This is a genomic window from Halostagnicola sp. A-GB9-2 (genome assembly GCF_030068615.1).
GTDB lineage: Archaea > Halobacteriota > Halobacteria > Halobacteriales > Natrialbaceae > Halostagnicola.
On record NZ_JASJOC010000015.1, the window covers coordinates 58379 to 77932 of the forward strand.

Annotated in this window: 25 protein-coding genes; 16 read left to right on the forward strand and 9 right to left on the reverse strand. The window is 59.1% G+C overall.

Annotation, left to right across the window (positions count from 1 at the left end; all coding sequences use genetic code 11):
* The first annotated feature begins 1 nt into the window (after nt 1).
* The gene (locus tag QNM96_RS20855; protein ID WP_283838735.1) at nt 2-757 is read left to right on the forward strand and encodes a tRNA-dihydrouridine synthase; all 756 of its coding nucleotides are present in this window, start codon (nt 2-4) and stop codon (nt 755-757) included.
* A 64-nt stretch (nt 758-821) separates the two neighbouring features.
* Here QNM96_RS20855 and QNM96_RS20860 read toward each other — a convergent pair whose 3' ends face one another.
* Nucleotides 822-1280: a YhjD/YihY/BrkB family envelope integrity protein gene (locus QNM96_RS20860; RefSeq protein ID WP_345782557.1), complete on the reverse strand. Its 459-nt coding sequence runs from the start codon at nt 1278-1280 to the stop codon at nt 822-824.
* A 137-nt stretch (nt 1281-1417) separates the two neighbouring features.
* Here QNM96_RS20860 and QNM96_RS20865 point away from each other — a divergent pair, with 137 nt between their 5' ends.
* The 4 genes from QNM96_RS20865 to QNM96_RS20880 all read left to right on the forward strand — a co-directional run bounded on the left by QNM96_RS20865 (nt 1418) and on the right by QNM96_RS20880 (nt 4320).
* A complete protein-coding gene (locus tag QNM96_RS20865; RefSeq protein ID WP_283838736.1) occupies nt 1418-2269 on the forward strand; it encodes a triphosphoribosyl-dephospho-CoA synthase in 852 nt (283 codons plus the stop codon).
* Nucleotides 2266-2946, forward strand: coding sequence for a DUF447 domain-containing protein (locus QNM96_RS20870; RefSeq protein WP_283838737.1), 681 nt, complete (start codon nt 2266-2268; stop codon nt 2944-2946). Before QNM96_RS20865 ends, QNM96_RS20870 begins: the two co-directional genes overlap by 4 nt.
* A 191-nt stretch (nt 2947-3137) precedes the next feature.
* A complete protein-coding gene (locus QNM96_RS20875) occupies nt 3138-4067 on the forward strand; it encodes a hypothetical protein (RefSeq protein ID WP_345782558.1) in 930 nt (309 codons plus the stop codon).
* Between the two features lie 61 nt (nt 4068-4128).
* Nucleotides 4129-4320, forward strand: coding sequence for a 30S ribosomal protein S17e (locus tag QNM96_RS20880; RefSeq protein ID WP_283838739.1), 192 nt, complete (start codon nt 4129-4131; stop codon nt 4318-4320).
* A gap of 157 nt (nt 4321-4477) precedes the next feature.
* Here QNM96_RS20880 and QNM96_RS20885 read toward each other — a convergent pair whose 3' ends face one another.
* Nucleotides 4478-4747 carry a hypothetical protein gene (locus QNM96_RS20885; protein ID WP_283838740.1) on the reverse strand — a complete coding sequence of 90 codons (270 nt, stop codon included), beginning with the start codon at nt 4745-4747 and terminating at the stop codon, nt 4478-4480.
* A 267-nt stretch (nt 4748-5014) separates the two neighbouring features.
* Here QNM96_RS20885 and asd point away from each other — a divergent pair, with 267 nt between their 5' ends.
* Entirely contained in the window at nt 5015-6049 is a 1035-nt protein-coding gene (gene asd, locus QNM96_RS20890) for an aspartate-semialdehyde dehydrogenase (RefSeq protein WP_283838741.1), read from the forward strand.
* A gap of 36 nt (nt 6050-6085) precedes the next feature.
* Here the strand turns inward: asd and QNM96_RS20895 are convergent, their stop codons facing one another.
* The 3 genes from QNM96_RS20895 to QNM96_RS20905 all read right to left on the reverse strand — a co-directional run bounded on the left by QNM96_RS20895 (nt 6086) and on the right by QNM96_RS20905 (nt 8064).
* Nucleotides 6086-6526, reverse strand: a complete 441-nt coding sequence (locus tag QNM96_RS20895; RefSeq protein ID WP_283838742.1) for a universal stress protein — start codon at nt 6524-6526, stop codon at nt 6086-6088.
* 140 nt (nt 6527-6666) lie between these two features.
* Nucleotides 6667-6921 carry a hypothetical protein gene (locus tag QNM96_RS20900; RefSeq protein WP_283838743.1) on the reverse strand — a complete coding sequence of 85 codons (255 nt, stop codon included), beginning with the start codon at nt 6919-6921 and terminating at the stop codon, nt 6667-6669.
* A gap of 174 nt (nt 6922-7095) precedes the next feature.
* On the reverse strand, nt 7096-8064 hold the full coding sequence (locus tag QNM96_RS20905) for a D-2-hydroxyacid dehydrogenase (RefSeq protein ID WP_283838744.1): 969 nt from the start codon (nt 8062-8064) through the stop codon (nt 7096-7098).
* A 154-nt stretch (nt 8065-8218) separates the two neighbouring features.
* Here QNM96_RS20905 and QNM96_RS20910 point away from each other — a divergent pair, with 154 nt between their 5' ends.
* Nucleotides 8219-9589: an NAD(P)/FAD-dependent oxidoreductase gene (locus tag QNM96_RS20910; RefSeq protein ID WP_283838745.1), complete on the forward strand. Its 1371-nt coding sequence runs from the start codon at nt 8219-8221 to the stop codon at nt 9587-9589.
* 394 nt (nt 9590-9983) lie between these two features.
* Here QNM96_RS20910 and QNM96_RS20915 read toward each other — a convergent pair whose 3' ends face one another.
* Nucleotides 9984-11318 (reverse strand): metallophosphoesterase, encoded by a 1335-nt coding sequence (locus QNM96_RS20915; RefSeq protein WP_283838746.1) that lies wholly within the window; start codon nt 11316-11318, stop codon nt 9984-9986.
* 168 nt (nt 11319-11486) lie between these two features.
* On the opposite strand from QNM96_RS20915, the gene QNM96_RS20920 reads away from it, so the two are divergent.
* The 4 genes from QNM96_RS20920 (at nt 11487) to QNM96_RS20935 (ending at nt 13712) form a co-directional block, all read left to right on the forward strand.
* Complete coding sequence (locus tag QNM96_RS20920; protein ID WP_283838747.1) at nt 11487-11822, forward strand: hypothetical protein; 336 nt, start codon at nt 11487-11489, stop codon at nt 11820-11822.
* A gap of 271 nt (nt 11823-12093) precedes the next feature.
* Nucleotides 12094-12981, forward strand: a complete 888-nt coding sequence (locus tag QNM96_RS20925; protein ID WP_283838748.1) for a DUF6159 family protein — start codon at nt 12094-12096, stop codon at nt 12979-12981.
* A 75-nt stretch (nt 12982-13056) separates the two neighbouring features.
* Entirely contained in the window at nt 13057-13404 is a 348-nt protein-coding gene (locus QNM96_RS20930; RefSeq protein WP_283838749.1) for a winged helix-turn-helix domain-containing protein, read from the forward strand.
* Nucleotides 13401-13712, forward strand: coding sequence for a hypothetical protein (locus tag QNM96_RS20935; RefSeq protein ID WP_283838750.1), 312 nt, complete (start codon nt 13401-13403; stop codon nt 13710-13712). The genes QNM96_RS20930 and QNM96_RS20935 overlap by 4 nt, the downstream gene beginning before the upstream one ends.
* A 363-nt stretch (nt 13713-14075) precedes the next feature.
* On the opposite strand, the gene QNM96_RS20940 is transcribed toward QNM96_RS20935, so the two are convergent.
* A complete protein-coding gene (locus tag QNM96_RS20940; protein ID WP_283838751.1) occupies nt 14076-14678 on the reverse strand; it encodes a metal-dependent hydrolase in 603 nt (200 codons plus the stop codon).
* Between the two features lie 226 nt (nt 14679-14904).
* Between QNM96_RS20940 and QNM96_RS20945 the strand changes: the two genes are divergently transcribed.
* From QNM96_RS20945 to QNM96_RS20960, 4 genes are all read left to right on the forward strand, one after another.
* Nucleotides 14905-15126, forward strand: a complete 222-nt coding sequence (locus tag QNM96_RS20945; RefSeq protein ID WP_283838752.1) for a hypothetical protein — start codon at nt 14905-14907, stop codon at nt 15124-15126.
* A 42-nt stretch (nt 15127-15168) separates the two neighbouring features.
* A complete protein-coding gene (gene hisD / locus QNM96_RS20950) occupies nt 15169-16452 on the forward strand; it encodes a histidinol dehydrogenase (protein WP_283838753.1) in 1284 nt (427 codons plus the stop codon).
* 107 nt (nt 16453-16559) lie between these two features.
* Entirely contained in the window at nt 16560-16781 is a 222-nt protein-coding gene (locus QNM96_RS20955) for a hypothetical protein (RefSeq protein ID WP_283838754.1), read from the forward strand.
* Nucleotides 16782-16850: 69 nt separating this feature from the next.
* Nucleotides 16851-17219 (forward strand): iron-sulfur cluster assembly accessory protein, encoded by a 369-nt coding sequence (locus tag QNM96_RS20960; RefSeq protein WP_283838755.1) that lies wholly within the window; start codon nt 16851-16853, stop codon nt 17217-17219.
* Between the two features lie 102 nt (nt 17220-17321).
* On the opposite strand, the gene QNM96_RS20965 is transcribed toward QNM96_RS20960, so the two are convergent.
* The gene (locus QNM96_RS20965; RefSeq protein WP_283838756.1) at nt 17322-17522 is read right to left on the reverse strand and encodes a dodecin; all 201 of its coding nucleotides are present in this window, start codon (nt 17520-17522) and stop codon (nt 17322-17324) included.
* A 102-nt stretch (nt 17523-17624) separates the two neighbouring features.
* Here QNM96_RS20965 and QNM96_RS20970 point away from each other — a divergent pair, with 102 nt between their 5' ends.
* Entirely contained in the window at nt 17625-18836 is a 1212-nt protein-coding gene (locus tag QNM96_RS20970; protein ID WP_283838757.1) for an alanine--glyoxylate aminotransferase family protein, read from the forward strand.
* Nucleotides 18837-18854: 18 nt separating this feature from the next.
* Here the strand turns inward: QNM96_RS20970 and QNM96_RS20975 are convergent, their stop codons facing one another.
* A complete protein-coding gene (locus QNM96_RS20975) occupies nt 18855-19160 on the reverse strand; it encodes a hypothetical protein (RefSeq protein ID WP_283838760.1) in 306 nt (101 codons plus the stop codon).
* Nucleotides 19161-19554: the final 394 nt, after the last annotated feature.

The following is a 19554-nucleotide window of genomic DNA, read 5'->3' on the forward strand; positions in this document are numbered from 1 at the left end:
TATGTTCGACCCACCACTCGCACTGGCGAGTCTCAGCGGGGAGGCGGACGCCGACTGGGCTCGAGCCGGCTCGGAATTCGCCGGGTGTGCGTTCCTCGGCGGCATCGCCATCGACGAACGCTCGCGGACGGGGGCCAGAAAGCTGGTCGATCGAGACCGCGAAGAGTTTCTCCCCGAAGACCCGTTCGCGTTTATCGATAGTCAACTCGAGGCTCTCGATACGGTCCCGATACGGCCCGCAGTAAACGTCAGGTCCGCAACGAGGGAACCGATAGCGCGTGCCGCCCGCGTCTGTCGAGACCGGGACGCACTGCTCGAAATCAACGCTCACTGCAGACAGGACGAGATGTGCGCCGTCGGCTGTGGCGAACGGCTACTGGCGGATACCGAACGCCTTCGATCGTACGTCGAGACCGCTGTCGAGACGGGAGCCGCGGTCGGCGTCAAGGTCCGGACGGAAGTACCGGGCGTCGATCTGCCGGCGCTCGCGAACAAATTCGAGACCGCCGGCGCGACGTTCGTTCACGTCGATGCGATGGACTCGGAGCACGTGATCGCCGACGTGGCCGAACGGACGGACCTGTTCGTCATCGCGAACAACGGCGTCCGAGACGACGAAACGGTCCGCGAGTACGTCGAATACGGCGCGGACGCGGTCAGTGTCGGCCGTCCCAGCGACAATTCCGTCGTACTCGAGCAGGTCCAAAGCGCCGTCGATACCCACCTCGGTCTCGAGTCGAATTCGATTGAGTCCTGAGAACGAACTCTTGGCCTCACACCGGATTGGGTACTTCCAGTGCTCCGCTCAATCTGTCTTCTCGTTATCGCCGAACGACTCCCAGATTCACGCGCGACTCGCGTTGAAAGAGTCGCTCGAGCGGCCTCCGCCAGGCCGGATGGCGCTCACGTTCGACCCTGCGGTGGAGTTCCTCGTTCTCGGAGCGGAGGCGCTCGTTTTCGGCCTCCAGTACCGCCCGTCCGATTATCGTTCCGCCGGTCGTCGCAACGGAGCCGGCGATCGCATCCTCGAGAAGCTCGTTTCCAGCGTCCGGAAGGAACCCTTCCGTAGTCTGTGTGACCTGCGATGCCAGTCCCTCGTCGCCGACGACCGAGACGAGAAAGAACACCAGAACCAGAAGCGAAATCAGGGAAATAAACGCCTGATAGGCGATACTGCCAGCCATGAACGTCACGTTTTCCTGGCTGATTCCCCTGACCACCGTTTCGGCGAACGACCGCCCCCGCTGGAACGCGCTCGTTTCTCCGCGGCTATCGCTCATACCGAACGCTCGACACCGACGAAAAAAACGGAGACGCTTGCGAGAACCGATGACGACCGAGCGAACCGCCTCTCGAACCCGTTTCGATCGTCCAGCAAGTCCTAAGCCGACAGCCGACAGATTCGAACGTAGTGCATATGCGAAGTGCTTCCCAGAACGCGGAACTCGCGCTGTTGCTCGAGGTCTGTGGAACGCCGAAACCGGGGAACGTCGACCGGTCGCGGGACCTCGATGACCTGCTCTTCGAACACTTTTTGGCGGGTGCCGTCGGCTCTCAGCGCGGACTTCGGATGGCCGAATCGGGAGAGCCGATCGGCCGGTCGTTCGAGCGGAGCGTCGAGGGGATGGCCGAACAGGGCGGCGGGAACACCCAGTTCGGCGCACTGTTGTTGCTCGTCGCACTCGTCAAAGCTTCGGATGACGGCGTCTCGCGATCCGCGGTCGAATCGGTCGTCGAGGACACCACCGTCGCGGATGCAAAAGGGTTTTACCGGGCGTTTGAACACGTCGATGTCTTCGTTTCCGAACCGCCCGACGAACTCGAGGCCCTCGACGTTCGTCGGGGCGACGACGCGATTCCGGCGCTCGAGACGCGCGGACTGACGCTGCTCGACGTGATGGATCGAAGCGTTCCCGGCGACGACGTGGCTCGCGAGTGGGTTACCGGATTCAAGCGATCGTTCGACGCGGCCAACCGACTCGCCGAAGCAACCGGGCCGATTGCGGATCGGGCTGCGACGGTATTTCTTTCCGTCCTTGCGGATCGTCCAGACACGCTCGTTGCGGGGCGCCACGGCGATTCCGTCGCGACCGAAGTGACGGAACGAGCCGCCGTACTGGTCGAATCAGGCTCGGTCGAGGCGAATCGGGACGCGGTCGAATCGTTCTCCGACGAACTCGTCTCCCGGGGTGTGAATCCGGGGACGACGGCGGATTTGACCGCCGCCGGACTGTTCATCGCGCTCGAGAACGAACTGATCGAACTATGAGCGGTGCCCACGGAGATGGCGACCAGGCCGACCGGACGAGCGGGTCAGAAAAGAGAGTGGACTGGCCGGTTACGCTCGAGGGAGTCACGGAGACGGTCGTCACCACGCTCGGGCCGAACGGCCGCTGGAACGCGGCCGCGCTCGGACTGTTCGCTGAAGCGGACGAGAGCGCAGGAGAGGACGACAGGTTGGATGACATCGAGTGCCCCGAAAATGCGATTACCGTGTCTGCGCGAACGTGGGGGAACACGCGGACCCGGCGGAACTTCCACAGGCAGGGGACGGGATACGTGCAGTTTACGCGCGATCCCGTCAACTTCGTCGATGCCGCTCTCTCGATTTCCGAACTCGAAGAGCCCGTCCTCGAGTCGGCCGACGCGTGGGTTCGAGTTTCGGTCGAGCAAACCGATGCCGGAAGCGAGGACGGCACCCGCTGGGAAGAATGGCAGGTTCGGCCCCTCGAGTCGACGGTCGAAACCGAGACGGTACCGACGATAAATCGAGGATTCGGTGCCGTCATCGAAGCGACTGTCGCCGCGTCCAGACTCGACGTCGACGGGTACAACGAGTCCGTCCTTCGTGACCGACTCGATCACTACGCATCGGTCGTCGAACGAGCCGGAAGCGACCGCGAACGGGAAGCGCTGTCTCGGGTACGCGAACTCGCGGAGTGGTAGGACCGTCCTGTCCGAGAGTAACAGGACGACACCAGCGGCCCGATCCCCCAACCGTTCGACCAGCGGCTCCAGCGAATTCTCGTCGCCCCCGCACACTCGAGTTTAAATACGATTAGGCGGGATCCCTCCCGTAGATGAGGTTTCATTTCAGAACCGCGACGAGTGTGTTTCGGAAAACGCTCCCGTTCGTGATGCTTCGGCTTGGTATCGGACTGCTTTGTGGGCTTCTCGCCGTCGTCTACTTCGGGGCCATCGCCTGGTTCGGGCGCAGACTGCTCGAGTCGGGGTCCATTTCTGAACTCGTCGCAGTCGTCGGCCTGGCCCTCTCTATCGGACTGTTCGTGGCGGGGTGGCGACTGGTCAGCAGGTATGTACTGTATCTCGTCAAAGTAGCTCATATCGCAGTCATCGCTCACGTTATCGAAACCGGCGAGGTTCCCTCGAATCAGATCCAGTATGGAAAGTCGCAGGTGAGCGAGCACTTTACCGAAGCGAGCGCACTTTTTGCCGTCGACCAGCTGATCAAAGCGGTCATCACCCAGTTCAACGGGGCGGTCGTCTCGTTCTCGAGTCTGGTTTCTATCGTTCCGAATCTGCAGAAACTCGTTCAGCTTCTCGGGAAGGCGATTGCGATCGCGGCGTCGTATATCGACGAAGCGATCATCGCATACATGTTCACGAATAGCGACCAAAATCGGTGGCGCTCGGCCAGAGACGGGGTGGTCCTCTACGGCAAGAACTGGAGGTCGGTGCTCGGGTCGACGCTGTTGATCGTCGTTGGAATGTACGCCGTGGCTTTCGTACTGGCTTTGGCGCTGATACCGGTTGCAACCACTCTCGGAAGTGTTTCCGGCCAGTACCAGCTACTAGGATGGGCGGTCGTCGTCGGGACGATTGTGACGATCTACACCGGATTTCTCAAACCGTGGGTCAAGACCGTCGTCATCACCACCTTCCTCCTCGAGTCCCGAGAAACGCAGCCCGACAGCGAAATGATGGACAGAGTTGCGGAGCGATCGGAAAGGTTTCAGGAACTTGTCGGAAAGGCGGACGGGCGGTCGGCTGAGGAGGGTTCTCAGCCACCGAGCGAGAGTATCGCCAGCGGAGACGGGATCCGATAGTCGCGTCCTTCGGTCGAACGAAAAGGGAGTCAATTAAGGCCCTCTAGACGGAAACTCCTCTATGGCAATCAAACCGGCCTACGTCAAAAAGACGGGAGCGCTCCTGTTAGAGCAGTACCCGGACGCGTTCACGACTGACTTCGAACAGAACAAAGATAGCGTCGATAAGCTCACGAACATCGAATCGAAAGGTGTTCGGAACCGGATTGCGGGCTACGTCACGCGAAAGAAGAGCGGAAAGGTCGCTGCCTGAATTTTTCGAGGTGTAATCGCGACGACTACTCTAGTACCCGAGAGTGGTTTCACTATCCATCCGAATATCGTCCTCCCCGGTGAGAAACGTCACAGCGGTCGTCTGTTATTCACCCGAACCGACTCGGGGGACCCCGTTCGATCATGGAACCGGCCGATCAGTGCCCGTGATCGTCGCCGCCGAATCCGGGCTCCATATACGCGCCAGCAAACAGCGCGACGACGCCGATCCCGACACCGAACGTCAGGATGATGACCCCCTCGAGTATCGGGTCATCGCCGGTGACGAGCATTCCCATCTCCGTGTAGCCGTCGACAGCGGCCAGGAGACCGATCAAGATACTCACAACACCGACGGCAGCCGCTCCGATACCGAATCCGCCGCTAAACGGTCCAATACCGGCCGAGTCAGGGGTCGAACCGCTCATTTGGACCACCCGGTCGAGCGATGGGTGGCAACTCGAATGTCGATCGAATCCGTGTCATCGGCGGGCGACATCGTCATAACTGAACGATTCGGGCGCAGATTGTGTTCCATTGGTCGTACTGTTTGGCTACGTTTTCTTAATATCTTCTATGCTCGTCTCGTGGTCCCGGGTCGAACTCCCCGAAAGTCGACCATATTAATTTTCGCTGACAGTAGCGTGCGAGGGAAATCCAAACGGTTTTGCGCGCACAAACCCGAGGTGCGGAAAATGACTGTACGTGTAGGAATTCTCGGTGCAACCGGCGCCGTCGGACAGCGGTTGATTCAACTCCTTGACCCACACCCATCCTTCGAAATCGCGGCATTGACCGCGAGCGCGTCGAGTGCCGGTCGCTCCTACCGCGACGCCGCGAAGTGGCGCGTCGACTCGCCGATCCCCGCCGACGTTTCGGATATGACCGTGACTGGAACTGATCCGGACGAAGTTCCCGATGACATCGACCTCATATTCTCGTCTCTCCCCTCGAGCGTCGGTGCCGAAGTCGAACCGGAGTTCTGTGAGGCGGGCTATGTCCTCTCTTCGAACTCGTCGAACGGACGGATGGATCCGGACGTTCCGCTGGTGATCCCCGAAGTCAACGCGGAACACGTCGATCTCCTCGAAGTCCAGCGCGAGGAACGCGGCTGGGACGGCGCAATGCTCAAGAACCCGAACTGTTCGACGATCACTTTCGTTCCGACGCTCGCGGCGCTCGCACAGTTCGGGCTCGAGAAGGTCCACGTCTCGACTCTGCAGGCCGTTTCGGGGGCGGGCTACGACGGTGTGACATCGATGGAGATCATCGACAACGCGATCCCGCACATCGGGAGCGAAGAAGACAAACTCGAGACCGAATCGCGGAAACTGCTCGGCGAGTTCGACGGCGTTGAACTCGCGAACAACAGCGTCGAGGTCGCGGCCTCGTGTAACCGGATTCCGACCATCGACGGCCACCTCGAGAACGTCTGGGTCGAAACGGAGGAGGATATCACGGCCGAAGACGCCGCAGAGGCGATGCGGTCGTATCCCGCGCTAGATCTCCGATCCTCGCCCGATCAACTTATTCACGTCTTCGAGGAGCCGGACCGACCACAGCCGCGAATGGATCGTACCCTCGGCGGCGGCATGGCCATCGCCGCGGGCGGCATTCGCGAGTCGCCGTTCGGTCTGCAGTACAACTGTCTCGCACACAACACCATCCGCGGTGCCGCCGGAGCGAGCGTGCTCAACGGCGAACTGTTGCTCGAGAACGGATTTCTGTAAGCACAAACGGCGTGGAAATTCGACCAGAGTACCGTTCTACTCGTCGAAGTACTCCTGCTGTGGAAGCGAAACAACAGGAATGGACGCCTCCCTGACCAGCCGCCGAGCAACGTCTCCCGTAAGCAACTCCGTGATTCGGTTCCCGCTTCGGGGAATAAAGGCGATCGCATCGGCGTTTTTCTCCTGTGCCTCGTCGAACACCGTCTCGACGATATCGGTTCCGTAGAGGACGTCCGTCTCGATATCCCCAGGGGCATCCGCGAGAGCGCCGTGTGCCGCTTCGAAGATTTCCTCGGCGTACTCCTGACGTTTACCCATCGGTGCCTTGTCTATCCCTCCGCCCGCCTTCTCGATCACGTTCACCAGTGTGACCGTCGCGGTCGGCTCGAGGCGCGGAGCGAGCGCGCTCGCAGTCCGCTCGGCGTCGTCGGGGTCCGCCAGCGGTACCACGATGGTCCCCTCGAACGTCAGTGTCATCGGCTCACCTCGTCGAACGAAGCAGGTCGGCGCGTGAGGCGTCGTGTCTGTGGGTCGGTCTGTCGGCCACTCATTAGAGAGGAGTTCGTCCTAGACGATTATAAAAGCAATCGAGCGGAGTCGGTCGACGGGCGTTCGTGCTACTCGCTGCTGAGATCTGCATCGACGCGAAGTTCAGAATCGGTCACCGTCGCGACGTTGTCTGCCGGGACCTTGATGTCGTCCTCACCCGCTTCTCCGAATCCGAGGCTCTGTATCCACGCGTTCGTGAGTTTCGGCTCGGGATCGACGTACGCGAACTGTTCGATCGCATCGACCTCCGTGACGATACCGATCTGTTCGCCGCGGACATCCATGAGGAACTTGCCTTCGTCTTCCGTCGAGAGGACCGTCATATTCGTCGTACTGTTTCGCCTATGTCACTAAATACATTGTGGAGTCGTCTCTGCAAGGATTCCCCCCTCCGCTCGCCACGAACGTCTCATAGGGTCGGTTGTCCCTGTTTACCAGTTCGTCGCCAGAGCGGGGTGGCGAACGACTGGAAATGACTGACAATCGACCCTATCAAGTCACAACGTGACGTGATTCTCGAGTTCGGCGTCCCATCCCGACTCTGTGATTCGTGTCGCGTTCGTCGCGACGATTTCCGCAAGTCGCTCGTAGTACTGGGGAGTGTGGCCGGCGTTGTGAGGCGTAATCTGGACGTTCCCGAGGTTCCACAACGGGTGTTCTTCGGGAAGCGGCTCGGGGTCGGTCACGTCGAGCGACGCGCCTCGAATCCAACTCGAGCGCAGTGCATCGACCAGTTCGTCCGTTTCGATGACCGGTCCGCGCGCGACGTTTACGATAACGGCATCGGGATCGAGGGTGACAAACTCGTCGTGACCGACCAGTCCTCGAGTGTCGTCGGTGAGTGGGCACGCGAGTACGAGGTAGTCGGTCTCGGAGAGTGCATCGTGGAACGCGTCAGCTTCGAACCCGATCACGTCGTCGGTCGGACCGCCCTTTTCGGGAGAGTATCGAACGCCGACCGTGTCGACATCGAACGGCTCGAGCCGTCGGCAGACGGCCTCCCCGATCGCACCCAGACCGACGATAGTAACCGTCGAACCGCACAATTCGTGGGCCTGGTAGTGTCGCCACTCCCGCCGTCGTTGGCGGCGCTCGCCTTCGTGGAAGCGGCGAGTAAAGTACAGTATCGAACCGAGCACGTGCTCGCCGATGTTCGGGCCGTGAACGCCCGAGGCGTTGGTCACCGTGACACCCCGCTCGCGGAGTTCCTCGAGTGGAAGGTGACCGGTTCCCGCGTACGCGCAGGCGAACACCTCAAGGTTTTCAGCGTGTTCCAGTAGCTCCGAATCGAGCGTCATTCCGGTAACGAATGTCGCGTCGCGAATCTTCTTCCGTTCCGCCGCCGGCGTTCGGGCGAGTTCGACGGTTCGATTCGGGAGGCGGTCACGTAGCGTCTCAACGTACTGCTCGACGGGCATACCGTGCGTTCCTTGGCGAAGAACGAGAACATCGAATTCGTCGGCCATATCCGTGCTGTTGGGTGGTATCCCCAAAAACGTTCGTTCCCCATCCGACAATCGGATACTGTTCGTTGGGACGCTCTATCAACAATGCTGAACCACAGGATAGTGAATACGAATTTCAGGCAGTTTAATATGGCTCGCTGAGTCCGAACGGAGTATGGAACACGTCGACGTCGCGATTATCGGTGGTGGTCCCGCTGGTGCGAGCGCGGCCGAGCGGGCCGCCTACCACGACGCGGAGACCGTCCTGTTCGAACAGGGCGTCCCACGAGAGGACCGTGCGGAAGCCGGTCCCGATTCGACCGACGCCGCGGGGATGCTCGATTACTGGATCGATATCATGGACTTCGAGTTCGAAGAGATCCCGGACGAAGTCGTCCACCGGGAGCTCGATGGAACAGATTTCGTCGGACCCAGTTCGTCAGTGGAGTTGAACACGACCGGGATGGACGCCACCTATCAGAAATTCGGATACACCTTCCACCGCGCCCGAATGGACGACTGGCTCCACGAACGCGCTATCGATGCCGGTGCGGACCTGCGCGTCGGGACCAGCGTCAAATCGATCGATACCGATCTCTCCGGCCCATCACACACGCTGGCGCTCTCGAGCGGCGACGAGGTCGAAGCGGAGTACGTCGTTCTCGCCGACGGGCCACAGCGTCGGGTGACCCTCGATGCACTCGATCAGTTCACGAAACCCGGCTCGAGTATTTCCGAACAGCTCTCGCCGCCCAAAGCGAACCATATTGCCTATCAGGAGTACCGAGAGTTCCCCGAGGAACTGTTCGAATCGGATCGACTCAAATTCTGGTGGGGCTACATGCCCGGCGAGACTGCGTACCCGTGGGTCTTCCCCAACGACGGAACGGTCGCCCGCGTTGGCCTCACGATGCCCATCGGAATGACCCTCGACGACATCGACAACCCCGAGTCGTACAAGCTTCTGAAAGCCACCGACGACGGCATCCCGTCCGGTTCGGAGTACATTCGCCGACTGCTCGAGCTCGAGTACGGCGACGAGTACGACATCGAGGAGGACTTCCCGATCGTCGAAGATCGGGGCAAGTCCCGGGGAACCGAAACGTATCCGATTTCGTCGACCCGGCCAGTCGAGTCACCCGTCGGCGCGAACATCGCCGTCGCGGGCGGCGCGATGGGAACGACCTCGGCGTTCCACGAAGGCGGCTACCACGTCGCCGTCCGGACCGGCAAAATCGCGGGTCGACTCGCCGCGACGGACTCGCTCGGGAACTACAACGACGTCTGGAAACGCGCGATCGGCGACGAAATCCGCCGGAACGTCGCGTTTGCCGATATCGTCGCCGACTACGAACCGGACGACTGGGATCGTGCGTTCGAAACGGTACGCGAGATGCAGGGCTCGAGCGGCGGAGACTCGATCATTTCGAAGAAGTATTCCGCCGGAATCGGCGCGGCGAAAATCCTCGCGGCGTACAAGAAACGGAAGTTCGCGTACCGGAACGGAAACTACGTTCAGTTCAGCGAGGACGAATACATCTACTGAGTTCGGTTCGTTTTAGAGAGCGGCGCTGGAACGACAGCTTGGTCCGCCGGCGGCTCCGTTGTTCGTTCCCGCGGTCACGCAATAGCCTTTAAACGCACGCGGACGCTACTGTCACATGCGTGCCTCAAGTCCCCGTCCGAGCTTACCCATTCGGGTGCGATGATAGAACGGCGAACCCGGGCGCGCGACACACGTTGGTGGTGCGTTTCATCACCGGTCTGGCGGTCCAAACCGCCACACGGATGGTGAGGCCGTCTAACTCACCCGCCCGGCACGAGGGTTAGCCAGCCGACGCGGCATGCCGCCACGGGATGAGGCTGGACGTTAGTGTTCCGGGTGACACTATTCATACCGGTTCGATACTATCCGAACGAGGGGTGTGCGTTCGTCACTGTTACTCGGCAGGTTCGGGCGTCGAAACCTGCACACGATCCTCGAGGACCGCCTGGTCCGGTAATTCGGGGTTCGGCTCTCGGCCGAGCGTGAGCAGTCGTTCGGTGAGCGTGAGTTCGTCGGCGCTGGGACTCGGCTTCTCGATCGCCTCGTGTTCGACGACGACGCCGTCGGGTTCGGCGGCGATACGGACCGCACAGAGCTGATACGATGGATAAAACACCGGCGGGAGGAGCCCAGTAACACCGTCTCGACGGTGGAGCCGCTTTAACCAGGTGCCGGTGTTAACGAGCAATCCGCCGTCGATCTCTCGGACGTCGGGACGGTGGGTGTGTCCGTAACAGAATATCGTCGTCTCTGGATCGTCGTCGAAGACGTCTCGAGCGGCCTCCTCGTACGATGCGACGGGATCGACCGTCATCTCGGTATCCATAATCCCGAAGCGGTCGATGGTCTTCTTGATATCGCGCTGTAGGAAGTACAGCGGAATCCCGACCAGGAGCAACAAGCCAGTGACGACGACGTTTATCGCGAGCACGTACCAGGCCGCCGTGCCGGCGGTACCGAACTGTCCGAGAAATGCGGTCGCTTCCTCGACGGGCGTCGACCAGACGCCGGCGAGATCGAGTCCCGCGAGGATCGCTAAAATCGCACTTACGTTGAACAACAGGAGGAACGGAACCATCGCGTACCGGATAAGCGGGTTCATCTCGCGGTAGAAGTACTTCGAAATGAGCCAGATCGGCATCCACTCGGTCGGCGTAACGGCCTGGACGTCCTTCAGCCAGTTATACCGTCCTCGGTCGGACACCTGGCCGGCGCGGCTCGTCACGAGCGTGTTATAATAGTATCCGAGCGGCGACGCGTGTGGATTTCCCCAGTCTTCGATACGGTTGTTCGGGTCCTGCTGGTGTCCGTGTTCGAAGTGAATTGCCTGCTCTCCGACGGGCCGGTTGATCGACTGGTCTTGAACGAGATCGATGTTATACTCGGCAAGCCGTTCGACGTATCCGTCGTAGGCGGCCAGTTCGTGGTCGTGATTTCCCGGCAACAGCGTGATCGGCGTGTTCTCGCCGGTCGCACGAAACTGCTCGAACAGCTCCGGATACGCCCCTTTTAGCGCGTCGAACTTTTCGATTCCCTCGATGCGAGTGAATTCCCAGAGACCGAACGCGTCACCGTTTATTATCAGTTCAGCGTTCTCGTCGGTCCGCTCGAGACGTTCGAGAAACGAGAGGAGTTCGTCCAGAAACGCAGCCTCCTCGAGTTGCTCGTCGCCCCCGAGATGAATGTCGCTGATAACGTAGTAGACACGATCGTCGTCACCGTCGACCATTGGGCGACGGTTTCGGGGCTCCCTTTAAAAATATTCGTACCCGGCGGCGTATATGGGTTCTCGAGCGCGAACATTGAATGACTATGGTCGTCTCGCCGACCACAGAACATGATCGGCACGCTCCCGCCAATCGAGAATGTGGTGTCTTATTCACGTCTCCGGATTCGAATGCGTTTAGTATCGATAGCCGACATATCGACGACACGACGACGGTTCTGTACGACATCGCTCGCGACGGTCGGGGGCGTTTCCGTTGCTGGCTGTCTGGGCGGCGTCTTCAGTGACCCCGACCCTGCCGACGGAAGCGGCGGCGTAACTGATCCGGAGGAATGGATCGACGGAGACGAAATCCACCTGCTCGGATACGCCAGACACTGGGAGGGAGTCAAGCCGGCGGACCTCATCGACGGCGTCGAAAATCCCACGCTGGTCCTCGAGGCGAGATCGACCTACGAGATCAGCTGGGAGAACGCGGAAGATATGCGACACAACCTCGAAATCTGAGACGAGAGCGGGGGGAATCGTAGACGACTACGCGACGACAGGCGTGGAATCCGAGGGTGAGACCGAAACGCTCGAGGTTGAAGCGAGCGAGGCGATGGAACAGTACGTTTGTTACTATCATGACGGACATCAGGTCGGCGAAATCGATGTTATTATGAAGTAAGCTACTCCGTTCATCCTCGAACATCGGTCGATTGTGTTATTCGAACAGAGTTTCCGAACCAGAAACCGTTGCTGAATATTGATATGGTGGTAGCACTCAGGCAGCCCCATGAGATATTTCAGCCGCCTCAAGACCGGCTTCGTCCTGTCGGTTGCCAGCCTTCGAGTACTTCGATCTCACCCAAAACTCGCGTTGTACCCGCTCGTGAGTGGAATCGCGTCGGCCGTATTCATGGCTGCACTACTCGGACCGCTCTTTCTGGCCAGCGAGATGTCGCTCGGTGGCATCGAGATTGCGGTCTTGTTCGTCGTCTATCTCGGCACGACGTATATCACCGCGCTGTTCAACGCCGGACTGGTCTACTCCGTCGGAGAGGTCTTCCACGGAAACGACCCCCACATCGGGGATGGTCTGCGAGCCGCATCACGAAAGTCGGGAACGTTGCTCATCTGGTCGTTCGTGAGCGCAATCGTGGGTATCTTCATCCAGGCGCTCGAGTCTCGCGGCGGGATCGGTGCGCAGATTGCCGCGATGATATTCAGCGTCGGTTGGGCCGTCGCGACGTTCTTCGTCATCCCGGTTATCGTTTTCCAGGACGACGTATCCGCGACTTCGATGTTTACCGAGAGCGCATCGACGTTCAAAGAGACGTGGGGAGAAACCGTTGGGACCAAAGTTGGACTGGGAATCATCCCTGCACTCATCATGATTCCCGGCATCGTCCTCGCGGTCGGGATCATCGCTATCTCCCAGAGCCTGGCGATGGTCGCGATTGCCCTCGCCATCGCCGTCTCGTTCGGCGTCCTCTCGATGCTCGTCGGCGGTGTCATTACCGGCGTTGCGAAGACGGCGCTCTACGTCTACGCCACCGAAGATATCAAACCGGAGGAGTTCAACCAGTTCGACTTCGACTCCATGTTCGAATCGGCGAGCGGGGACACGCAGGACAAATCACGCGGTTCGGGCGGTATACAGGGAACGAAACGTGGGATTTAGCTCGTTCAAGGCGGATTTTCTGAAGTAGAAAAACCGGGCTCCTTTTCATATCAGTCCCGAAACGATAACTTACCAGTGAGTGAGGACTGCGACCTGACGGAATTGCTCGCTGTTCTCGACGACGAGTACGCACGAGCGATCCTCACCGAAACGAGCGTCGAACCCATGTCAGCCAGTACATTGAGCGACCGGTGTGACGCTTCATTGCCGACGATTTATCGTCGACTCGATCGGCTCACGGAGTGTCAACTCATCACCGAAGAAACAGAACTTGCACAGGACGGAAACCACTACAGCGTCTACTCGGCCAATCTCGACAGCCTCGAGCTTTCACTCGAGGAAGGTGAGTTCTCTCTCGACCTCTCCTATCGCGATCAGGACGTTGCAGATAAGTTCACGCAAATGTGGGAGGGGATGCGATGAGCCAGAACGTCGTCAGGCTCGACGAAGCACCACTGTTCGAGATACTGACGGTCGCAAGTCTCTTTCTTGTCGCCCTCGTCGGTACGGTCATCGCCTACCAGGCGTTCCGAGGGTACAGACGAAACGAGAGCACGTCGATGCTGTACCTTTCGATCGGTCTTCTGTTACTCACGTTGTTCCCGTTCCTGATCAACGTCTTCATCACAACGGTTATCAGCCCGTCGCAGGTCGTCACCGTGTTCTTCGAGAACACGAGCCGGTTGCTCGGGTTGTTGTCCATCATGTATTCGCTGTACGGGCAACACTGACACCGCCCTTCGAGTTATGACGTGGGTTCGATTTTTCCGGGTGAGCGACGCACCCGCCAGCAAGCGGTGCTGGCGAATTGGGTTACAGTCCCGACATGAACAGATCTGTTCGAGTCAGCACTGAAATTCAGTCGGTTCAATGGAGTATGAGTGGTCCCGGTTGGGAATCGTCGAAATGTCAGAGGTGATTGTCAGAGGCACCTCCCAACCGAGTTGATGATCGAGGAACACGGTCCTTCAGAGCCGGACATCGCGCCCTCGTTCGAGGATTGACTCATATAATAGTAATCCCACAACACGATTTTCTGGATCAGAAAACGCTCTTGATAACTATTTATAAACGTCTCGGAGGTATCTTTCCGTTTATCCGTCGACGCGCTTGAGGAGACCCGTGAATACCTTGAAGCCTCCGACGACGAGATCTCGGGCTACCGGTGCACCGTCGTACAACCAGAGCAACCCGGCAAACACCCCGAGTCCGAGTTGGCCCCAGAGATACGTCGACGGATCACTTGAGAACAGCTCAGCCTGGTACTGATCGAACAGGATCGAAAATTGTTCGAGAAAGCCGTGACCGTGCCCGCCGTCTGCAACCGTTGCGACCGGCCACAGCATCAATTCGTAGTGAACGACATCTTCACGAACGTACGCGTCAAACACGTCCGACGGTAAATGGAGGAGATAGGCGAGTCCGAACGCGATCCCAGTTCGGGAACGCCCTACCGACCGTGTCCCGATGCCGACGACTATCGCGAGCGGGATCGCAAAAAAGATCGAATGTCCGATGGCATACCCCGCCTCGAACACGCCGAACTCCCACGAGAGCGGCTTATCGATGAGGTCCGGGAGAACGGACGCGAAAACAGCGGCGAACGCCTCGAGACCGCCCGGCGAGTCACGATAATAGATGTGACAGAAGAGCGAATACGCCACATACCCGACGATTGCGTGTTCCCAGGGCCACATAGCGGATGGATGCAGTGAGTTGGGATTAGTTATGCATCGCCTGTCAACCGGAAATAGTCACTGACGAACCCAACCTACCGCTCGAGCGCTACGCAACTACCACGGCCAATCGAATCGATGAACGGCCTACTGCCCCCGGTCCGATCGATCCATTCGGTTCTCGTTACGATACTTACGCTCGTGATCTTTCGATACGACTTTCGGGGACCGGCCCGGACAGTGGCGTATGGACCGTGCGGGATTCGTCAAGCTCTCCGTCATCGCGTTCGGCCTCGTCATCTTCAGTTTCTTCGTCCGCGGGTTCAGCCAGTTGCTTTTCGGTCGCGGAATCGCCGAGATTCTCCAGGCCCCGATCGCAGTCATCGGGTTTTCGCTTCTCGTGTACCTGTTCGTCCGTGCGACGCTCGACGCAGTAGGGCTCTGGACCGTCGAAAAAGGCGACGCATAACGGAAGGAAACCGTTTTTCGCGATGCCCACATTAGCAGCGGTATGAGTATTCAGGAACGGGAGGTATCCGAACTCGGCCCCGACGAGCGCGTCGCCTTTTTCGAACGCGACGCCGGCGTCGAGTCCGTCCGTTCGGACGTTCGAGATATCGTCGAACGAGTGCGCGAAGAAGGCGACGTCGCCGTTCGCGAGTTCACCGAGCAGTTCGACGACGTCTCGGTCGGAAACCTCGAGATTACGGACCAATGTGAGCGCGCGTACGACGACCTCGATGACGAACTACTCGAGGCAATCGATACCGCCGCCGCGAACGTCCGGGAGTTTCACGAGGCACAACTCCCCGAAGACTGGCGCGAGTCCTTCGACGACGGACGAGAACTCGGGAGGCGGTTCCGACCGATCGACCGCGTCGGCGTGTACGTGCCCGGCGGGAGCGCAGCCTACCCCTCGAGCGCGATCATGGGTATCGTTCCGGCCGTCGTCGCCGGTGTCGACCACGTCTCGGTGGTCACGCCCCCAGCGGAACAGATCAGTCCAGTAACGCTCGCGGCGATTCACGCCGCGGGTGCGGATGCCGTCTACAGCGTCGGCGGCGCACAGGGCATCGCAGCACTGGCTTACGGGACCGAGTCGGTTACTCGCGTCCAGAAAATCGTCGGCCCCGGAAACCGATGGGTAACGGCGGCCAAAGCCGAGGTCCGTGGTGACGTTGCGATAGATTTCCTGGCCGGTCCCAGTGAGGTCGTCGTCATCGCGGACGACACTGCCGAGCCACAGTTCGTCGCGTCGGAACTAATCGCCCAGGCCGAACACGACGCCAACGCATCCGTCGTCGCAATCACCGATGATGAGACGACCGCCGAAGCCATCACCGAAGCGCTCGAGCGTCAAGCGGACGAGCGCGAGCGCGAAGAAACGATCCGATCGGCACTCTCGAACGACGCGAGCGGCGTCCTGCTCGCGCGATCGATGAGCGAAGCGATTCTGTTCACCGAAGAGTACGCCCCCGAACACCTCTCGATTATCGCCGACGACGATGAGGAACTCCTCAAGCGGATCGACAGTGCCGGAAGCGTCTTCCTCGGACCTCACACACCGGTTGCGGCGGGAGATTATGCTAGCGGAACGAACCACGTGCTCCCAACCAACGGCGGCGCACGCGTAACCGGCGGACTCTCGGTCGAAACATTCGTTCGGTCGACGACCGTCCAGCGGCTCTCCGAAACCGGACTCGAGAATCTAGAAAAGACCATCACAACGCTGGCGACAGCAGAGGGGCTCGAGGGCCACGCCGAGAGCGTCCGGATGCGATTCGATCACGAGTAATCTTTCAAAGAACTCTTCAGGGGTTCTCCTTTCGCAATCTGAACACTCTCAACCAGAGAATAGCAGGTGCTGGTTTTACGTGTGAGAATGATGGAGACGAAGACGAGATGCAACCGGACGTCGTCGATCCGACCGATCGGCGGGTGCTCGAACGTAACTACGATTACGCCCAGAAGAACCTCTGGATTCTCTCGATGTGGTACGAGTACGATGTCGAACGGATGGTTGAACTGCTGGCAGTCAACGGCATTCAGCTTTCCCCGAACGACGAAAAACGGTTCGGAGAGTATTACAACGCCGTTCAATCGGATGGTAACGGTACGATCTGATTTTCCATCTGGACTGATAGCCTCTCGAATGGCGTCAACGTTAACATCGTTGCGCGGGAATGGTAGTATATGAGCACCGAAAGTATGGATGGTGGGGACGCACGACCCCAGATCGAGGTAACCGAGGAAGCCGCAGATCAGGCACGCTCACTGCTCGAGGGGGAAGGGTTAGATGACGATATCGCTGGGCTACGATTGTTCGTCCAGCAAGGTGGCTGTGCGGGGCTCTCCTACGGGATGCGGTTCGACGACGAACCCGAGGACGACGACACGATATACGAACACCACGACCTTCGTGTCTTCGTCGATCCGGCAAGCCTGAAGTACATCGAAGGAAGCGTTCTCGACTTCGAAAGCGGACTACAAGCCGAAGGGTTCCATGTCGAGAATCCAAACGTCGTCAGCGAATGCGGTTGTGGCGAATCGTTTCGGACGTAAGCCGTTTCGTGACTACCGGCTCGTTAGAAGGCCTCCTCCTCTCTCTGTCTCGCGACGGGCGGAAAACGCTTTTAATCAACTATTAGCTCGAGATATAGGTCACTACTCCTCGAGTTCGAACGCGACCGTTACTTCCGCTTGATACTCTCGGCCTTCAGCGTTTGCTATTTCGACGCCGAGTTCGTCAACTTCGATCCAGTACACGTTCTGGAGTGTGTCTTCGGCTCGATCGATCGCATCGTCAGCCGCCGCATCGAAGCTTTCAGTACTCGTCCCGATCAGCGTAATCTTCTTGAAGACCATTGCCTATGCTACTAAGACACAATATCCCTTAAACGTACGGCGAGCGAATTGATCGTCGCCGATGAATCAACGCTTTTGAGGGTTCCGGTACCACATTCCGACATGACGACTACTGATGAGTCACGTTCCAAGCCCGAAGTTGGAGAACTCACCCCACCGAATCGGACGCTAATGGGGCCCGGACCGAGCGACGTCAACCCCCGCGTGCTTCAGGCGATGAGTACGCCCCTCGTTGGGCACCTTGACCCCTCGTTCGTCGAGATTATGGACGAAGTCCAGGAATTACTGCGGTATACCTTCCAGACAGACAACAAATGGACGATTCCCGTCTCAGGTACCGGCTCGGCCTCGATGGAAGCCGCGATCGGAAACCTCGTCGAACCGGGCGATACGATGCTCGTTCCGACGAACGGATACTTCGGCGGACGGATGGCGTCGATGGCTCGTCGCGCCGGAGGAACCGTCGTTGAAGTCGATGCACCCTGGGGGGAACCGCTCGATCCGAGTGCCGTCAAGGAAGCGCTCGCGGAACACGATCCGGACGTCTTCGGATTCGTCCACGCAGAGACGAGTACGGGAGTACTCCAGCCGAACGTTCCCGAACTCACGGCCGCGGCACACGATCATGATGCGCTCGTCATCGCCGACACGGTCACCTCTATCGGCGGTGTCGAACTTCGCGTCGACGAGTGGAACATCGATGTCGCCTACGCTGGCCCCCAAAAGTGTCTCTCCTGCCCGCCCGGTGCGAGCCCCCTTACGCTTTCCGACGAGGCGATGGACAAAGTTCTCGCACGCGAGGAGGAGCCCCGGTCCTGGTACCTGGACCTTTCATTGCTCGAGGGATACTGGGGCGAGGAACGCGCGTACCACCATACCGCACCGATCACTAACGTCTACGCAATTCGGGAAGCCCTTCGTCTCGTCGCCGAGGAGGGTATCGAAACCCGTTGGGCTCGACACGAACGTCTCGCCGGCGCACTGAAAGCCGGCGTCGAAGGCATGGGCCTCGAAATGAACGCTCCCGACGAGTACTGGCTCCCAAGTCTGAACGCAGTCCGCGTCCCCGCCGGAATCGATGATGGTGCCGTCTGTGACGCCCTGATCGAACAATATGATCTCGAGATCGCCGGCGGACTCGGTGATCTTTCAGGTGACATCTTCCGTATCGGCTGTATGGGCCACTCCGCTCGACCCGAAAACGTCATTTACGTCGTGACTGCACTCGGCGACGTTCTCGAGTCGATGGGAGCCAATGTCGACCCCGGGGAAGGGGTCACGGCGACGCGTCGCGCTCTCAACACCACTGAATAACCGAAAAACAGTGCCGGACTACGCTGTTGCACGCGGTCCCGGCGGGGCTCGTTCGACCTGATACTCGTCTCCGTCGACCACGATGATCGCCCACTCGTAGTCTGTATTTGTCTGTTTGAGTCGTCTCTCGAGTTCATCTACATCGCTTGGTTGTGCGACGAAACAGTGGAATTCTCCCGATTCGTTCGGGAGGGTTCCTGTCTCGAGGACGGTACTGACGTGGACGACTTTCCATTCTCGCTGGGCTCGAAACTCGGGGCCGTCTCCTTCAACAGTGTATCCGAGCTCTGCGAAGATCGACCTGGCCTGCTCGACGAGTTGCATGTTAACAGGACCCATTCACTACACTGATACGACGGCACCCGTGATAAAGCTTGGTCTATCCGATACATTCGCCGATAGAAGTGGACGAGTATGGCCTAATTTATGTTAGAATAGCGGAGTGTCTAATAATATCAAGATATCCAAGAAGGATGTTGTATAGGTAAGCAATGAATTGTCAGTTTATGATTTTTACTCTCGGTGCTCTTCGTTCGAGATCGTGGTTGATTCCTCTGAACGGTGCCCATTCGATATAGGCGGCTTACCGCTAAATGGAAAGCTTACCGTCGAAAACTACTGAAGACGGACGCCGTGTGAACGAGGATCGCGGAGCTACCGCTCCTCGAGCGTAAATAAAAAAGAGAGCCAACCACGATGGATGACTCTCTTTGGTGTA

Excerpts from the sequence above, each read along its gene's own strand:
- QNM96_RS20855 (WP_283838735.1), top strand. The coding sequence starts at position 2 with ATGTTCGACCCACCACTCGCACTGGCGAGTCTCAGCGGGGAGGCGGAC.
- QNM96_RS20860 (WP_345782557.1), bottom strand. The coding sequence starts at position 1,280 with ATGAGCGATAGCCGCGGAGAAACGAGCGCGTTCCAGCGGGGGCGGTCG.
- QNM96_RS20865 (WP_283838736.1), top strand. The coding sequence starts at position 1,418 with ATGCGAAGTGCTTCCCAGAACGCGGAACTCGCGCTGTTGCTCGAGGTC.
- QNM96_RS20870 (WP_283838737.1), top strand. The coding sequence starts at position 2,266 with ATGAGCGGTGCCCACGGAGATGGCGACCAGGCCGACCGGACGAGCGGG.
- QNM96_RS20875 (WP_345782558.1), top strand. The coding sequence starts at position 3,138 with ATGCTTCGGCTTGGTATCGGACTGCTTTGTGGGCTTCTCGCCGTCGTC.
- QNM96_RS20880 (WP_283838739.1), top strand. The coding sequence starts at position 4,129 with ATGGCAATCAAACCGGCCTACGTCAAAAAGACGGGAGCGCTCCTGTTA.
- QNM96_RS20885 (WP_283838740.1), bottom strand. The coding sequence starts at position 4,747 with ATGAGCGGTTCGACCCCTGACTCGGCCGGTATTGGACCGTTTAGCGGC.
- asd (WP_283838741.1), top strand. The coding sequence starts at position 5,015 with ATGACTGTACGTGTAGGAATTCTCGGTGCAACCGGCGCCGTCGGACAG.
- QNM96_RS20895 (WP_283838742.1), bottom strand. The coding sequence starts at position 6,526 with ATGACACTGACGTTCGAGGGGACCATCGTGGTACCGCTGGCGGACCCC.
- QNM96_RS20900 (WP_283838743.1), bottom strand. The coding sequence starts at position 6,921 with ATGACGGTCCTCTCGACGGAAGACGAAGGCAAGTTCCTCATGGATGTC.
- QNM96_RS20905 (WP_283838744.1), bottom strand. The coding sequence starts at position 8,064 with ATGGCCGACGAATTCGATGTTCTCGTTCTTCGCCAAGGAACGCACGGT.
- QNM96_RS20910 (WP_283838745.1), top strand. The coding sequence starts at position 8,219 with ATGGAACACGTCGACGTCGCGATTATCGGTGGTGGTCCCGCTGGTGCG.
- QNM96_RS20915 (WP_283838746.1), bottom strand. The coding sequence starts at position 11,318 with ATGGTCGACGGTGACGACGATCGTGTCTACTACGTTATCAGCGACATT.
- QNM96_RS20920 (WP_283838747.1), top strand. The coding sequence starts at position 11,487 with ATGCGTTTAGTATCGATAGCCGACATATCGACGACACGACGACGGTTC.
- QNM96_RS20925 (WP_283838748.1), top strand. The coding sequence starts at position 12,094 with ATGAGATATTTCAGCCGCCTCAAGACCGGCTTCGTCCTGTCGGTTGCC.
- QNM96_RS20935 (WP_283838750.1), top strand. The coding sequence starts at position 13,401 with ATGAGCCAGAACGTCGTCAGGCTCGACGAAGCACCACTGTTCGAGATA.
- QNM96_RS20940 (WP_283838751.1), bottom strand. The coding sequence starts at position 14,678 with ATGTGGCCCTGGGAACACGCAATCGTCGGGTATGTGGCGTATTCGCTC.
- QNM96_RS20945 (WP_283838752.1), top strand. The coding sequence starts at position 14,905 with ATGGACCGTGCGGGATTCGTCAAGCTCTCCGTCATCGCGTTCGGCCTC.
- hisD (WP_283838753.1), top strand. The coding sequence starts at position 15,169 with ATGAGTATTCAGGAACGGGAGGTATCCGAACTCGGCCCCGACGAGCGC.
- QNM96_RS20955 (WP_283838754.1), top strand. The coding sequence starts at position 16,560 with ATGCAACCGGACGTCGTCGATCCGACCGATCGGCGGGTGCTCGAACGT.
- QNM96_RS20960 (WP_283838755.1), top strand. The coding sequence starts at position 16,851 with ATGAGCACCGAAAGTATGGATGGTGGGGACGCACGACCCCAGATCGAG.
- QNM96_RS20965 (WP_283838756.1), bottom strand. The coding sequence starts at position 17,522 with ATGGTCTTCAAGAAGATTACGCTGATCGGGACGAGTACTGAAAGCTTC.
- QNM96_RS20970 (WP_283838757.1), top strand. The coding sequence starts at position 17,625 with ATGACGACTACTGATGAGTCACGTTCCAAGCCCGAAGTTGGAGAACTC.
- QNM96_RS20975 (WP_283838760.1), bottom strand. The coding sequence starts at position 19,160 with ATGCAACTCGTCGAGCAGGCCAGGTCGATCTTCGCAGAGCTCGGATAC.